General features: G+C 61.0%; 12 protein-coding genes. 7 read left to right on the top strand and 5 right to left on the bottom strand.

Going from position 1 to position 15,226, the window contains the following annotated elements; genetic code table 11:
• The first annotated feature begins 38 nt into the window (after positions 1-38).
• From parE to E4P01_RS22935, 4 genes are all read left to right on the top strand, one after another.
• Positions 39-1,943, top strand: coding sequence for a DNA topoisomerase IV subunit B (gene parE / locus E4P01_RS22950; protein ID WP_005784190.1), 1,905 nt, complete (start codon positions 39-41; stop codon positions 1,941-1,943).
• A complete protein-coding gene (locus E4P01_RS22945; protein ID WP_216090654.1) occupies positions 1,943-2,938 on the top strand; it encodes an esterase-like activity of phytase family protein in 996 nt (331 codons plus the stop codon). The genes parE and E4P01_RS22945 overlap by 1 nt, the downstream gene beginning before the upstream one ends.
• Positions 2,939-3,011: 73 nt before the next feature.
• On the top strand, positions 3,012-5,276 hold the full coding sequence (parC, locus tag E4P01_RS22940; protein WP_032878231.1) for a DNA topoisomerase IV subunit A: 2,265 nt from the start codon (positions 3,012-3,014) through the stop codon (positions 5,274-5,276).
• 441 nt (positions 5,277-5,717) lie between these two features.
• The gene (locus E4P01_RS22935) at positions 5,718-6,431 is read left to right on the top strand and encodes an ABC-type transport auxiliary lipoprotein family protein (RefSeq protein ID WP_005784196.1); all 714 of its coding nucleotides are present in this window, start codon (positions 5,718-5,720) and stop codon (positions 6,429-6,431) included.
• Positions 6,432-6,547: 116 nt separating this feature from the next.
• Here the strand turns inward: E4P01_RS22935 and E4P01_RS22930 are convergent, their stop codons facing one another.
• A complete protein-coding gene (locus tag E4P01_RS22930; RefSeq protein WP_032878227.1) occupies positions 6,548-8,083 on the bottom strand; it encodes a HAMP domain-containing protein in 1,536 nt (511 codons plus the stop codon).
• Between the two features lie 133 nt (positions 8,084-8,216).
• On the opposite strand from E4P01_RS22930, the gene serB reads away from it, so the two are divergent.
• Positions 8,217-9,431, top strand: a complete 1,215-nt coding sequence (gene serB, locus E4P01_RS22925; RefSeq protein ID WP_216090655.1) for a phosphoserine phosphatase SerB — start codon at positions 8,217-8,219, stop codon at positions 9,429-9,431.
• Between the two features lie 141 nt (positions 9,432-9,572).
• On the opposite strand, the gene asd is transcribed toward serB, so the two are convergent.
• Genes asd through E4P01_RS22910 form a run of 3 tightly spaced genes read right to left on the bottom strand, consistent with a single transcriptional unit; the run spans position 9,573 to position 12,857 of the window.
• Positions 9,573-10,433 carry an archaetidylserine decarboxylase gene (gene asd / locus E4P01_RS22920; protein ID WP_216090656.1) on the bottom strand — a complete coding sequence of 287 codons (861 nt, stop codon included), beginning with the start codon at positions 10,431-10,433 and terminating at the stop codon, positions 9,573-9,575.
• A gap of 15 nt (positions 10,434-10,448) precedes the next feature.
• Positions 10,449-11,264, bottom strand: coding sequence for a thiosulfate sulfurtransferase (rhdA, locus tag E4P01_RS22915; protein WP_032878220.1), 816 nt, complete (start codon positions 11,262-11,264; stop codon positions 10,449-10,451).
• 57 nt (positions 11,265-11,321) lie between these two features.
• Positions 11,322-12,857, bottom strand: a complete 1,536-nt coding sequence (locus E4P01_RS22910) for an HDOD domain-containing protein (RefSeq protein ID WP_216090657.1) — start codon at positions 12,855-12,857, stop codon at positions 11,322-11,324.
• A 166-nt stretch (positions 12,858-13,023) separates the two neighbouring features.
• On the opposite strand from E4P01_RS22910, the gene motA reads away from it, so the two are divergent.
• Together motA and motB are read left to right on the top strand one after the other, a co-directional pair.
• Positions 13,024-13,875, top strand: coding sequence for a flagellar motor stator protein MotA (gene motA, locus E4P01_RS22905; RefSeq protein WP_005784209.1), 852 nt, complete (start codon positions 13,024-13,026; stop codon positions 13,873-13,875).
• Positions 13,876-13,878: 3 nt separating this feature from the next.
• The gene (motB, locus tag E4P01_RS22900; RefSeq protein WP_032878216.1) at positions 13,879-14,898 is read left to right on the top strand and encodes a flagellar motor protein MotB; all 1,020 of its coding nucleotides are present in this window, start codon (positions 13,879-13,881) and stop codon (positions 14,896-14,898) included.
• 61 nt (positions 14,899-14,959) lie between these two features.
• On the opposite strand, the gene E4P01_RS22895 is transcribed toward motB, so the two are convergent.
• Positions 14,960-15,169, bottom strand: coding sequence for a hypothetical protein (locus E4P01_RS22895; protein ID WP_078820139.1), 210 nt, complete (start codon positions 15,167-15,169; stop codon positions 14,960-14,962).
• Between the last annotated feature and the right edge of the window lie 57 nt (positions 15,170-15,226).

The following is a 15,226-nucleotide window of genomic DNA, read 5'->3' as shown; positions in this document are numbered from 1 at the left end:
AGGTCACTTTTTAATCGAACGACTCACGACGAGACCCCATGGCCACTCCCAGCGCTAGCTCTTATAACGCCGACGCCATCGAAGTCCTCTCGGGCCTCGACCCGGTGCGCAAACGCCCCGGCATGTACACCGACACCAGCCGGCCGAACCACCTTGCCCAGGAAGTCATCGACAACAGCGTCGACGAAGCCTTGGCCGGGCACGCGAAGTCGGTACAAGTCATCCTCCATGCCGATCACTCCCTTGAAGTGTCCGACGATGGTCGCGGCATGCCGGTGGACATTCACCCGGAAGAGGGCGTGTCGGGCGTCGAGCTGATCCTCACCAAGCTGCACGCCGGCGGCAAGTTCTCCAACAAGAACTACCAGTTCTCCGGTGGTTTGCACGGCGTGGGTATTTCGGTGGTCAACGCCCTGTCGACGCAAGTGCGGGTCAAGGTCAAGCGCGACGGCAACGAGTACCAGATGACCTTCGCCGATGGCTATAAAGCCACCGACCTGGAAGTGGTTGGCACCGTTGGCAAGCGCAACACCGGCACCAGCGTGTACTTCGCCCCGGACCCGAAATACTTCGATTCGCCGAAATTCTCCATCAGCCGCCTCAAGCATGTGCTCAAGGCCAAGGCCGTATTGTGCCCCGGCCTGCTGGTCAGCTTTGAAGACAAAGGCACCGGCGAGAAGGTCGAATGGCATTACGAAGATGGCCTGCGCTCGTATCTCGAAGACTCTGTCAGCGACTTCGAACGCCTGCCCAACGAGCCGTTCTGCGGCAGCCTGGCGGGTAATAAGGAAGCCGTCGACTGGGCCCTGCTGTGGTTGCCCGAAGGTGGCGACAGTGTGCAGGAAAGCTACGTCAACCTGATCCCCACCGCCCAGGGCGGCACCCACGTCAATGGTTTGCGCCAAGGCTTGCTGGACGCCATGCGCGAATTCTGCGAATACCGCAGCCTGTTGCCGCGCGGCGTGAAGCTGGCGCCGGAAGACGTGTGGGAGCGCATCGCGTTCGTGCTGTCGATGAAGATGCAGGAGCCGCAATTCTCCGGCCAGACCAAAGAGCGCCTGTCGTCCCGTGAGGCGGCGGCATTTGTCTCCGGTGTGGTCAAGGATGCCTTCAGCCTCTGGCTCAACGAGCACCCGGAACTGGGCCTGGCCCTGGCGGAGCTGGCGATCAACAACGCCGGTCGTCGCCTGAAGGCCAGCAAGAAAGTCGAGCGCAAGCGCATCACCCAGGGCCCGGCATTGCCCGGCAAACTGGCCGACTGCGCCGGGCAGGACCCGATGCGTTCCGAGCTGTTCCTGGTGGAAGGTGACTCTGCCGGCGGTTCCGCCAAACAAGCGCGGGACAAAGAGTTCCAGGCGATCCTGCCGTTGCGCGGCAAGATCCTCAACACCTGGGAAGTCGACGGCAGTGAAGTGCTCGCCAGCCAGGAAGTGCACAATATCGCTGTCGCTATCGGTGTCGACCCTGGCGCGGCGGACATGAGCCAGCTGCGCTACGGCAAGATCTGCATCCTCGCCGACGCCGACTCCGACGGCCTGCACATTGCTACGTTGTTGTGCGCGTTGTTCGTGCAGCATTTCCGCCCATTGGTGGATGCCGGTCACGTCTACGTCGCCATGCCGCCGCTGTACCGCATCGATTTAGGCAAGGAGATTTTCTACGCCCTGGACGAAGCCGAGCGCGATGGCATCCTCGATCGCCTGGTGGCCGAGAAAAAACGCGGCAAGCCACAGGTCACGCGATTCAAGGGCCTGGGTGAAATGAACCCACCGCAGTTGCGCGAAACCACCATGGACCCCAATACCCGGCGCCTGGTGCAACTGACCCTGGAAGACTTCGCCGGCACCTCGGAAATGATGGACATGCTGCTGGCGAAGAAGCGTGCGCCGGATCGCAAAGCCTGGCTGGAATCCAAGGGCAACCTGGCCGAGGTTCTGGGCTGATGCGTACAGGCTTCGCCCTGGCGATGCTGATGTTGAGCGCACTGGCAACTCCCCACGTGGTTGCCGCCGGCGTGGCAGAGTTGCAGCTGGTATCCGAGCACCCGGTGGACGGCATGCGCGGCGGTAACCTGTCGGGCCTGGCGTTGTGTGGCGCAGAACTGTGGACGGTTTCCGACCGCGATGATGATCAGATCTACCGCCTGGATACCCGCGCACCGACCTGGAACGCCGAAGCTCTGAAGATTGACGTGCCGCCCGTGCCCGAGTCGGGTTTGCCCTGGGGGCTGCGTTCACGCACCAAGGCCGCGTCGTTCATTCGCGGTGGTGACCTGGATTTCGAGGGCATCAGCTGTGATGCCGCAGGTAACCGCTACATTGTCAGCGAAGCCCATGCTGCAGTGCTGCAGGTACCTGCGACGGGCGCGCCCGAGTGGTTGAAAATCGCCCCGGGCATGGTGCGTGAGGCGCGGGCCAGTGGCATGTTGCTGCACTTCAATGCCTTGTTCGAGGGCCTGGCGGTGAACCCCGAAGGCAACCAGATCTGGCTGGCCGCCGAGCGTGAGCGTCGCGGCCTGATCTCGATCAAGCGCGGGCAAAGCGTATGGGATTGCGATGGCCGGTGCGTGTTGTTGAGCGAGGCCGGGCAGGAAGTGCAACCGGCGCAGTTTACCAACGCCAAGGCAGTGTCCAATGACTTTGCCGACCTGGCGCTGTTCAATGGCAAGCTGTTTACCCTGGAGCGCAATGCGTTCCAGATTTGCCGACGCGACACAGTCACGGCCAAGGTTGAGCTGTGTTGGTCGTTTGCTGAAGAGACCCTGACGCCGCAGCGGCGTTATCCACAGCCTTACGGCCTGGCCGAAGCCCTGCTGTTGGACGCCGACGGTGCATGGATCGGTATAGACAACAATTTCGGCCCCCGCGCCGATGGTGAAAAACGCCCCGTGGTCTATCGTTTCGCCGCCCCCGCCGGTGGCTGGAGCGCCCAGCCATGAGCCAGCCGTTTTTTCAATTGACCCGGCGCAGCGGCAGTTCCGCTGCGCGTTACCCAACAATGATGAGGCCCGCATGAGTGACATCCTCGCAGACAGCTTAGATGGCGTAGAACGCCGGTCGCTGGCTGACTTCACCGAAAATGCCTACCTCAACTACTCCATGTACGTGATCATGGACCGTGCCCTGCCGCATATCGGCGACGGCCTCAAGCCCGTGCAACGGCGCATTATCTACGCCATGAGTGAGCTGGGCCTGGACGCTGATTCCAAGCACAAGAAGTCGGCGCGTACTGTCGGTGACGTACTCGGTAAGTTCCACCCCCACGGCGATTCGGCGTGTTATGAAGCCATGGTGCTGATGGCCCAGCCATTCAGCTATCGCTATACGCTGGTGGACGGGCAGGGCAACTGGGGTGCGCCGGATGATCCCAAGTCCTTCGCCGCCATGCGTTACACCGAAGCGCGGCTGTCGCGTTATTCCGAAGTGCTGCTCAGCGAGCTGGGCCAGGGCACGGCGAACTGGGGGCCGAACTTTGACGGCACCCTCGACGAACCCCTGGTATTGCCAGCACGTTTGCCGAATATCCTGCTCAATGGCACCACCGGTATCGCCGTTGGTATGGCCACTGATGTGCCGCCGCATAACCTGCGCGAAGTTGCCACTGCCTGCGTGCGCCTGCTGGACGAGCCCAAGGCCACGGTCGAGCAGTTGTGTGAACATATCCAGGGCCCGGATTACCCGACCGAAGCGGAAATCATCACGCCGCGCGCCGACCTGCTGAAGATGTACGAAACCGGCAAGGGCTCGGTGCGTATGCGCGCCGTTTACCATATCGAAGACGGCGACATTATTGTCACCGCGCTGCCGCACCAGGTGTCCGGTGCCAAGGTGCTGGAGCAGATTGCCGCGTTGATGCAGGCCAAACCGTCGAAACTGCCACAGGTTGCCGACCTGCGTGACGAGTCCGACCACGAGAACCCGTGCCGTATCGTGATCATCCCGACCAACAGCCGGGTCGATCATGAAGTGCTGATGCAGCATCTGTTTGCCAGCACTGACTTGGAGTCGAGCTACCGGGTCAACGTCAATATCATCGGCCTGGATGGCAAGCCGCAGTTGAAAAACCTGCGCAACCTGCTGGTGGAGTGGCTGGAATTTCGCGTACAGACCGTGCGCCGCCGCCTGCAGTTTCGCCTCGACAAGGTCGAGCGCCGCCTGCATCTGTTGGACGGCTTGCTGATTGCCTACCTCAACCTGGATGAAGTGATCCATATCATCCGTACCGCCGAGCACCCGAAAGCCGAGTTGATTGCGCGTTTCGAACTGAGCGAAATCCAGGCTGACTACATCCTCGATACGCGCTTGCGCCAATTGGCACGCCTGGAAGAAATGAAGCTGCGTGACGAGCAAGACGCGTTGCTCAAGGAACAAGCCAAGCTGCAAGCGCTGCTGGGCAGCGAAGCCAAGCTCAAGAAGCTGGTACGCAGTGAGCTGATCAAAGACGCCGAAACCTATGGCGACGACCGTCGTTCGCCGATCGTCGAGCGTGCTGAAGCCAAGGCTCTGACAGAAACCGAGTTGTTGCCTAACGAGAAAATTACCGTCGTTTTGTCGGAAAAGGGTTGGGTTCGTTCAGCCAAAGGGCATGATATTGACGCCACCGGCCTTTCGTACAAAGCCGGTGATGGCTTCAAGACCGCCGCCGCCGGGCGCTCCAATCAGTTTGCGGTGTTTATCGACTCGACCGGGCGCAGTTATTCGGTGCCGGCCCACACCCTGCCGTCCGCACGGGGGCAGGGCGAGCCGTTGACCGGACGCCTCACGCCGCCACCGGGGGCGAATTTCGAGTGCGTGCTGCTGCCGGACGATGATTCGCTGTACGTCATCGCCTCCGACGCCGGTTACGGTTTCGTGGTCAAGGGCGAAGACCTGCAAGCCAAGAACAAGGCGGGCAAGGCGCTGTTGAGCCTGCCAAACAACGCCAAGGTGATCCTGCCAAGGCCGGTGGATGATCGTGAAAGCAACTGGTTGGCTTCGGTGACCACCGAAGGGCGTTTGCTGGTGTTCAAGATCAGCGATCTGCCGCAGTTGGGCAAAGGCAAGGGCAACAAGATTATCGGGATCCCCGGTGACCGGGTGGCCAGTCGCGAAGAGTACGTGACAGACATCGCCGTGGTCCCGGAAGGCTCTACCCTGGTGCTCCAGGCCGGCAAGCGCACGTTGTCATTGCGCCCAGACGACCTTGAACACTACAAGGGCGAGCGTGGTCGACGCGGTAACAAACTGCCTAGAGGTTTCCAGCGAGTGGATGCCTTGTTGGTAGAAACGCCGGTTTAAGGCGTACTAGGGGGCGTTCTCAATTAGTTTCCCCGTCGCGCCGGGTCTGCTGTTGTGCAGGGCAAGGCGCGAGAAGCGTGGTTTGGTCATTCCAAATAAGCTTCGAGCAACGCAGCCCTGCACAACAGCAGGCCCGGCCCTTCGGGTTGTGCCTTAAAGCGGGCCAGCCTGCGTTGCAGGCCTTGGAAAGGGAACAACCATTCCCAGCGGCCTGCGCCTTGCCTGGCCCGCTTTAAGGCGACAACGCGGCGGGGAAACTAATTGAGAACGCCCCCTAGAGCACTCGATCTACGATTTAACCTGTAGATCGATGCTTTCGCGCTGGAGTCATGGCGCATATTCACGGATGATATGGCCTTTCCAGCGCCGGCGTGGCCGAGCGTGTTCAGGTTATTTTTAGTATTACATTGTGGTTCGCCTTGTGGCAGCCACTTGGATGGGATGATGACTGCTCCACGCCTTCCTCTATTTTTGATGCTCGCTGGCCTTTTGGGGCTGGCGGGTTGCAGCACGCACCAACCGGTGTCGCTGTACCAGTTGGACAGCGGTAGCCCGGCTCAGCCAGCCCAAACGGCTGGCATGGCGGTATTGCTCGGTCCGGTAGTCGTTGCCGATTACCTGCAACGCGAAACCCTGCTGCAACGTCAGAACGACGGCAGCCTGCAAGGTTCCACTGATGGTCGTTGGGCGGGCAGCTTGTCGTCCGATATCAATCAACTGATGTTGCGTCAGGTTGCAGGGCAGTTGGATAGCCAGCGTGTGGTCCTGGCACCAGGGCCATCGGGATTCACTCCGGATGTGCAGGTGCTGCTGACGATTACGCGGCTCGACTCCGGCAAATCGCAACCGGCGATTCTGGATGCACAGTGGCGCCTGATCGACCGTCGCGGGCAAGTACGGGATAACCGCATCGTGCACCTGCAGGAAGAACATACCGGCACCACCGCTTCTCAGGTCCAGGCCCAGGGTGTGCTGTTGCAGCACTTGGCGCAGCAGTTGTCGGTGGCGCTCAAGCCATTGGCGAACCAGCCGCCGATTGCCGAGGTGCAGCCGCGTAAACAGGCCCCAGCCCAGGCCAAACCGGCAGCCCCGGAAAAGCCGAAGATGCCGATGGCTACGCCGATTCGTACCGATCTGGAAGTGTTCAGGTTCTGATCTGAATCGCAGCCAAACAAAAGGCCCGCTGAATAAGCGGGCCTTTTTGTTTGTGCAGGATTTGAGTCATGTTGAAGATCAACTGTGGGAGCGGGACCCACTCCACAGTAGGTATTTCAGGGCTTGCGGGTCTCATGCATCCGCGCCAGCTGGCGCTCGAGCATCGACGGGTACGGCTCCATCAACCGCTCTACGCAACTGGCCCCTTCAGGGCTGGCAATCGGACGGATACGTGCGCGTTGGCGGATCAGCGTGTCTTCACTGATCTTGCGTTCCACCAGCAGCAGGTTGCGGCTGTGTTGGGACAGGGCCAGGGCATCCTGGGCGATTTCAGTGAGCAGCAGGTCGATCTGGCTCATGCCGAACAGGTCATCACCCACGGTCAAGCCAAGCTGCAATTGCAGGGTAATGCCGCTGTCGGCCACTTCGATCTGCAGGGCATGGCCCAGCGCGCGCAGCAATTCGCCGCAGCAAATTGCATTGGTCAGGTAGTCTTCGCCGCTGTCTTCGCTGTGGAACAGCATCAGGGTGCTGCCATCGTTCAACGTGTGCAGCTCGCTCTGGTACAACGAGGCGGCCTGGTCGAGACAATCGCGGTAGCGTTCGAGCAGTTCGGTCAGCCGGGCACGAGGCAGGCGGCGCAGCTGCTCCTGGGAGCCCAGTTGCACGGCGAGTACTGCACTGTGCTGCGGCTCGGTGTTCCTGACCACCGCAACGGGTTTTGTCGCAGCGGCCGGGGCCACGGCCGAGGTATCGCGCAGGTCGGCGAAGGGGTCTTCCTCGTCGAGTTCGTCTTCCTCGGCCTTGACCACATGGCGCGGTGCAGGCTTGAGGCCGGCCACCGGAGCGCTTTCGTCAAAGCCTGGGTCGCGCAGGTCACGTACTTCAAACTCAGGCTCATCGCTGTAGTCGTCGGTATCGTCGTATTCGGGTTCCGGTTCGACTTCAGGCGCTTTCGGCTCCGGAGCGAAGCTGGTATGGAGCTGGCGCGCGAGGTCGCCGATTTCATCCTGGCGATCAGTGGCCGGGGTGTGTTCGTCGATATCCCGCAGCCAGATACGCAGTTGCATCAGCGGTGTGGAGATATGCCTCCCCAGGCGCAGGCTCAAGGCCAGGGCCAGGGCCAGCAGGATCGCGCTCAAGATACCCATGCTTTGCAGGCTGATGGTCATCGGCTGCTGGAACTGCTGCATGTCGAGGCTGATACGCAGTTGGCCGGCTTTCACATCCTGAAAGGTGATATTGCTCTGGTAGAGGCCCTCGGCTTCACCCAGCAAGCCGTTCTTCGGGCGCTGCCCGGCTTCGGCCATGATCCGGTTGTCCACGCTATAAATGGCGGCGTGAGCTACCAGCGGGTTCTTGGTCAGGTTGTTGAGCAGCACGTTGAGGCTGAGGATGTCGTTGGACACCAGCAACTCAGTCGCCGAGGTGGCCGTCTGGGTCGTCAGGCTCGCACCCAGGGCGTCGGCTTGCTCATGCATGGCCTGCTTGAACTGCAAACCCATCACGCAGGCGTAGATTACCAGGGCCAAGGCGACCAGGATCACGTTATGGCTGGCGATGCGTAATGCGATCGGTACACGGCGGTGGCGCAGTGCCCGGAAGATCAGCAGGAAGAAGTTATCGGTTTTTACTGGCGTGGGCCGGTTCACTTGCGCTCGGCTCTTGGTCCGTGAAGTTGACGCGCAGTATAGCGACAGGCCCATGACCGGCAAAGCACTGGCTGTGCCCGATGGTCACTGAAAGTGGGTAGAATGCGGTTTTTTTCCAGCCTGGGGGTGCGCTTTGCGCGAAATTGTCCTGATCAACATCACGGGTGAAGACCGACCGGGTCTCACCGCGGCCATTACCGGCGTCCTGGCCCAGGGTGGTGTGAACATCCTCGACATCGGTCAGGCGGTGATCCACGACACCCTGTCGTTCGGCATTCTGGTGGAGATCCCCAGCACCGAACAGGCTTCGTCGGTACTCAAGGACATCCTGTTTACGGCCTATAAGCTGGATCAACAGGTGCGTTTCACCCCCGTGTCCGAAGCTGATTACCAGCACTGGGTGGAAGGCCAGGGCAAAAAACGCCATATCGTGACGTTGCTTACTCGCAAGGTAACGGCTGAACAATTGCAGCGTGTCAGCTCGATCACGGCCCACTACGGGTTGAATATCGACCATATCGACCGTCTGTCGGGTCGTATGCCCTTGGACACACCGGCCGACAAAGGCAAGGGCTGCATCGAGTTTTCTGTACGCGGTGAACCGGCTGACGCGCAAGCGCTGCGGGCCGAATTCCTGAGCGTGGCCCAGGAGTTGAATGTCGATATCGCCTTCCAGGAAGATTCGCTGTTCCGTCGCAACCGTCGTTTGGCGGTGTTCGACATGGACTCCACCCTGATCGAAGCCGAAGTCATCGACGAACTGGCCAAGGCAGCGGGAGTCGGCGAGCAAGTCAGCGAGATTACCGAGCGGGCGATGGCCGGTGAGCTGGATTTCCGTGCCAGTTTCAAGGAGCGCCTGGCGTTGCTCAAGGGCCTGGACGTGAGCGTGCTGGACTCCATCGGCGCATCGCTGCGCCTGACGGAAGGCGCCGAAACCCTGTTCGCCGAACTCAAGCGCCTGGGCTACAAGACCGCCATTCTGTCCGGCGGCTTCACCTACTTCGCCAAGCAGTTGCAGGCGAAGTTGGGCATTGACTATGTATTTGCCAACGAGCTGGGAGTAGTGGATGGCAAGGTGACCGGCGTGGCGGTCGAGCCGATTGTCGATGCGCAGCGCAAGGCCGACCTGCTCAAGGAATTGGCGCACAAGGAAGGCTTGCGCCTGGAGCAGACCATTGCGGTCGGCGACGGCGCCAATGACTTGCCGATGCTGGCGATTGCAGGATTGGGTGTGGCGTTTCGCGCCAAGCCGTTGGTCAAGCAGTCGGCCAAACAGGCGATTTCAACGCTGGGGCTCGATGGCGTGTTGTATCTGCTGGGCTTGCGCGACCGCGACGGTCAGTTATAAGCCGATCTCACTGTAGAAATACAGTCAAAAATGTGGGAGCCGGGCTTGCCCGCGATAGCGGCAGTTCAGTCAATGATGTGTTGACTGACACTCCGCTATCGCGGGCAAGCCCGGCTCCCACATAGGATGCCACCAGCAATATCAGGCTTTCGGCAATGCGATACCCTGGCCCATCTGCACTGGCGTACCCGCTGCCAGTTCTTCAGCCCACTTCACCTGATCCGGCCCGAACAGCACGATGGCGGTCGACCCCAGCTTGAAACGGCCCAGCTCCGCACCTTTTTCCAAATGAATCGGCGCACGTGCGGCTTCGTCGTAGCGGAAGGTTCTCAGCTCGCGCTTGGGCGGCGTTACCAACCCGGCCCACACCGTCTCAATCGACGCGACGATCATCGCACCCACCAACACCACGGCCATCGGGCCGCGCTCGGTGTCAAACAGGCATACAACCCGCTCGTTGCGCGCAAACAGCTCCGGCACGTTTTCGGCGGTGGTTTGGTTGACCGAGAAAATCCGACCTGGCACATAGACCATCTCACGCAAGGTGCCGGCCAGTGGCATGTGCACCCGGTGGTAGTCTTTGGGTGACAGGTAAATAGTCGCAAAATCGCCGCCCATGAACGGTGCAGCCAGCGCCGCGTCGCCACCGAGCAATTCCAGCACGCTGAAGCTGTGGCCCTTGGCCTGGAACACACGGCCATGTTCGATAGGGCCTAGCTGGCTGACGGCGCCATCGGCCGGGCTCAGCACGGCACCGGGAGTCTGGTCGAGCGGGCGGGCGCCGTCTTTCAAGGCGCGGGTGAAGAACGCGTTGAAATGCTCATAGGCGCTCAGGTCTTCAACCAGGGCCTGGGACATGTCCACTTGATAGCGCTTGGCGAACCAGGCGGTGAAGGCGTTCTTGAACCAGCGCACGCGGCACTCGGCAATGCAGCCGGCCAGGCGCGAGAGCAAGTGGTGTGGCAGCAAGTACTGGCTGAGGATAAACAACTGCTTTTTCATAACTGTCCTTAAACCTTAAATCTCAACGGGGGTGTCGGGATGGTTGCCCCATTCGCCCCAGGAACCGGCATAGCCTTTGACTCGTGGATAACCGAGCGCCTTGGCCACCAGGTAGGTGAAGCCAGAGCGGTGGTGAGTCTGGCAGTGGGTAATGATTTCTTTATCGCGGGTCAGCCCGAGCTCTTCGAGGACCTGTGGCATGTCGCGACGGATGCGCAGGTTGCGCGCCTTGTCCATGCCGGCGGTCCATTCGAAATTCACCGCGCCGGGAATATGGCCCCCCTTGGCGGCGAGCACTTTTTCGCCGGAATATTCCAGCGGGCCGCGGGCATCCCAGACGCCCAGGTCGGCCGCGCCGAGACGGCTTTGCAGGTACTCACGGGTAGCCGTGGGGCCATCGTGCAACGTGAGGCTGACGGGGCCGCCTGCCGGCGCGGGCACTTCGATGGAGAGTGGGTACTTTTCCTCCAGCCATGCCAGCAGGCCGCCGTCGAGGTAGTGATATTTCTGGTGACCGATCACGTCGAGCATCCAGATAAAGCGTCCGGCCCAGCCGCCGCCTTCGTCGTCATAGACCACGTAGGTCGCGTCCGGGGTGTGGCCCAGTTCGCCGAACAGTTTTTCCAGGTCGGCCTTGCTCGGCAGCAAGCCGGGTGCCGGTGGCTGGCCCAGTTGGGTGCGCTTGGGGTCAACAAAATGCGCGCCGGGGATATGCCCTTCGGCGTAGCGGGCGGCACTGGTGAGGTCCACCAGAATCAAGTGCTCGGCATCCAGTTGAGCGAGCAGGTCACTGGATTCGATCACCAGCGGCAAGCCAGAGAAGTCAGGCATGTGAGGTCTCCTGGGCACAAATGTTGGTGATAAAGGCCGCTGATTGTAGCGCAAGCATCAGGCGCTGCGGTTGGTAAAGCTGTGCAGGGCTTTTTCGATGCATTGGGTGGTTTTGCCGAACGCCTGCACGGTGGTTTCCGAGAATGGTCCGCCGCCTTGGTCCGCCACTACCAGCATCACCACGCGGCCATTGCAGCTCAGCGAACGCAGCAGCAAGTGCTCGCCCGTAAACAGGCGACGCAGGATAGGCGGCAGCAGGGCGGAAAACTGCGCATGGTTGTCGGGGGTCAGACGCACCTGAGCGGACTTTTCCAGAAGGCGTTGCAGCAATGTGCTGTTGACCACATCCAGGCTCAGGTGCGCGGCGTCCCTGGGCAAACCGTCGGCCTGATGCACGCGCAGGGTGCTCAGGGCGCGATCGGCCATGAACAACAACACCCGCTGCATGCCACTGGCAACCAAGGCGTGCTTGGCGCAGGTGGTCAGGTGCATGGCGTTGGCAAAGCGGCTCGGCTCGACCAGCAACTCGGTGCAATGAGTGCGCCATACGGCCAGGGCTTCAGCCGTGGGCGGCGGCGCGGGCAACAAGCCGCGATGGACTTTTTGCACATGCCACGGCCAGATCAGCGACAGCGCCGGGTGCCAGAGGTCGGGCATCAAGGTGGTGCGGGCGCTCGTGACTGCCTGCTGGTGCGCCTGTTGTTGCACATCACTCAAGGGCACTTGCAGGTATAGCGCGGTGAGGTATTGCCAGCGTTCGGTGTGCGGGCAGGTCCAGGATTCCTGGGCGGACATCGCCAGGCCGTTGGCCAGCAACACGGTATTGGCTGGCTGGTTCAGCCAGCGGCGCAGGTTGGGGTCGGCGTCGAGCAATTGCTGGTGGCGCAAGGCGTCGTCTTCGCGGGCAATGTGCAGCGCCTTGACCAGCAGGCGTTGCTCGGCCAGCAGCAGCTTGTAGCCCTGCGAAACCCAGATCGGCAGGTGCCAGGCTTCGGTCAGGCCCAGGCACAGGTCCAGCAAGCGCACACCGAACAGTTCCTGCTCGACCTGGCGCGCCGACTGGCCCTTGTGAATCACCCGCAGCTCCCATTCCTCCAAAAGCTTGGGGTAGGCGACGGCCATCGGCCACAGTGGCGACAGAAACAGCAGGCTGCCCCAGTGGATGTCCTGCCATAGCCGCGCCAGGCGACTGCCGAACAAGCCGTTGGCTTGCTGGGACGCGTGCTGGCTGACCAGCAGCAGTTGGCGCAATGCGGCTGGGATTTCTCCAGCCGGCACCGAAGGTAGGCGTGCCAGCAACTCCTCGGCACGTTTGAGGCCGAGACGGTTAAGCGCTACTTCGAGGTTTTCGGCGGGCTCGGCCAGGCTCCCATGGGCTTGGCTGTTGGCCTCGCGCATCACGCTCAGCACCAGCGCCGGGCTGTTTTGCATCAGCTCGGCAATATCTCGCAATGAACTGCGACTGTCGCGGATGGCTTTGCACACGCGCTCATGGTTGGCCTGGGGAACGGGCAGCAGCACGTCGTCCAGGCGCTTGATCCAAGCGGCGAGGGTGGTGGGGCGGTTCGTTGGGACTGTCGTTTCGATTGCCATGATTGGGGCGCGATCATCACTTGTGTTCAACACACCCGGAACGGGCCGAATTGGCTTTTCGCCTTAACGGGCTATAGTCTGGCGCAGTTTTGCCGATAAGTAGAACAAGAGTTTTCTGCTGCACCCACTATGTCCATGAACCCGACGGCGCAAGTACCCATCTCCTATGGCTAAAATTATCGGCATCATTGTCGTCATCGCAAGTGTGCTCGGAGGGTACGTCCTCTCCCACGGTAAAATCGCCGCATTGATCCAACCTTTCGAAGTGCTGATCATCGGCGGCGCCGCGTTTGGCGCATTCTTGCAGGCCAACCCCGGCTACATGACCATGCACGTGATCAAGAAATCGCTGGGCATGTTCAGTTCGCGTTTTTCCCACACCTTCTATCTGGAAGTGCTGGGGCTGATCTACGAGATCCTCAACAAGAGCCGCCGCGAAGGCATGATGGCGATCGAAGGCGACATCGAAGACGCCGCCGCCAGCCCGATTTTCGCCAAGTACCCGGCCGTGCTCAAAGATGAGCGCATGACCGCTTATATCTGTGACTACCTGCGCATCATGTCCTCCGGCAACATGGCTCCCCACGAGCTGGAAGGCCTGTTCGACATGGAGTTGTTCAGCCTCAAGGAAGAGCTGGAGCATCCTTCCCATGCCGTGACCGGCATCGCCGATGGCATGCCCGGTTTCGGTATTGTCGCGGCGGTGCTGGGTATCGTGGTGACCATGGCGTCCTTGGGCGAGGGCGATCAAGCGGCCATCGGCATGCACGTGGGTGCGGCGCTGGTGGGTACCTTCTTCGGTATTCTCGCGGCCTATGGCTTCTTCGGCCCGCTCGCTACTTCCCTGGCCCACGATGCCAAGGAAGAGGTCAACCTCTACGAAGCGATCAAGGCGTGCCTGGTGGCTTCGGCATCGGGGATGCCGCCATCGCTGGCCGTGGAGTTCGGGCGCAAGGTGCTGTACCCCAAGCATCGCCCAAGTTTCTCCGAGCTGGAACAAGCGGTTCGCGGTCGCTAAGCCATGGAAAACAACCAGCCGATCATCATCAAGCGCGTCAAGCGCTTCGCTGCGGGGCACCATGGTGGTGCCTGGAAAATCGCGTTTGCCGACTTTGCCACGGCGATGATGGCGTTCTTCCTGGTGCTGTGGCTGATGTCCACCGCCACACCGGAACAGAAGATCGCCATCGCCGGTTACTTCAAAGACCCGATTGGCTTTTCGGAAAGCGGTACGCCATTTGTCATCGATCTGGGCGGTTCACCGCAACTGGCGCCAGAGCGCACCATCAACCCGGAAGTGCAAACTGAGTCGCCCCAGGAAAAAATCCCGATTGAGCGCGATACCGTCGAAACCATGGCCGAGCAGGTCGAGCAGGAACGCCTGGAACTGTTGCTGCAGGAGTTGCAGACCAAGGTTGAGGAAAACCCGCAACTGCTGAAGTTCAAGGACCAGATTTCGTTCGAGATCACGCCCGAAGGGCTGCGCATCCAGATCACGGACGCCGCCAACCGGCCGATGTTCGATTCCGGCAGTGCGCGCTTGAAGCCGTACTTTGAAGACATCCTGCTGGCCATGGCCGACACCATCAAGGCGGTACCGAACAAGATCAGCATCAGCGGCCATACCGACGCCAAGCCCTACGCGGGCCAGGGCGACTTCGGCAACTGGGAACTCTCGGCCAACCGCGCCAACGCCGCCCGCCGTGCGCTGGTGGCCGGCAGCTATCCGGACCCACAAGTGGCACGGGTGGTGGGCTTTGCCTCATCGCAGTTATTTGATCCCAAAGACCCGTTCAACCCGGTCAACCGCCGTATCGATATCGTGGTGCTGACCAAAAAGGCCCAGCGTGCGATTGAAGGCGACCAGCCACCGCCACCGGTACCGACTCAGGGCGATGGTGCCCCTGGCGAAGTGCCGGCCGACCCCAACGCACTGCCGCCTGAGCAGGAACCACTGCCGGCCCATGAGTTGCGGCAGAAGCTGAACCTGTTTGATGACGGTGGGATGAAGGATCCTACGGTGCCTGCGCCGGCCTCGTAACTTATCTCTCTACAGCAGAAACCAAAACGCCCCGAATCATTCGGGGCGTTTTCATTGGCGGTCAGAGTGGCAGGTAGGCTTTGACACCATTAACTACGCCTCGCATGTCGTCGGCGCACAGGCGTGGGACAACCTTGCGGATTTTCAGCATTTCCGGTGCAACAAAACCTCGTGTGAAGTCACACAGCAGCACGTCGCCTTGTTTGGGGTGATAGTAGAGAGCCAATGTTAATTCCCCACAAAAAGCAAAGCCGCCCGAAGGCGGCTTCATTCGACACGCAGCGGAGCTTGCTTCGCCCCTTCTGCGCCGCTGGATCAACCCCGAAAA

This window comes from Pseudomonas sp. NCIMB 10586 (genome assembly GCF_023127895.1).
Taxonomy (GTDB): Bacteria; Pseudomonadota; Gammaproteobacteria; order Pseudomonadales; family Pseudomonadaceae; genus Aquipseudomonas; species Aquipseudomonas synxantha_A.
Note: the sequence above shows the minus strand (reverse complement) of the source record. Positions and strands in the feature narration are given on the sequence as shown.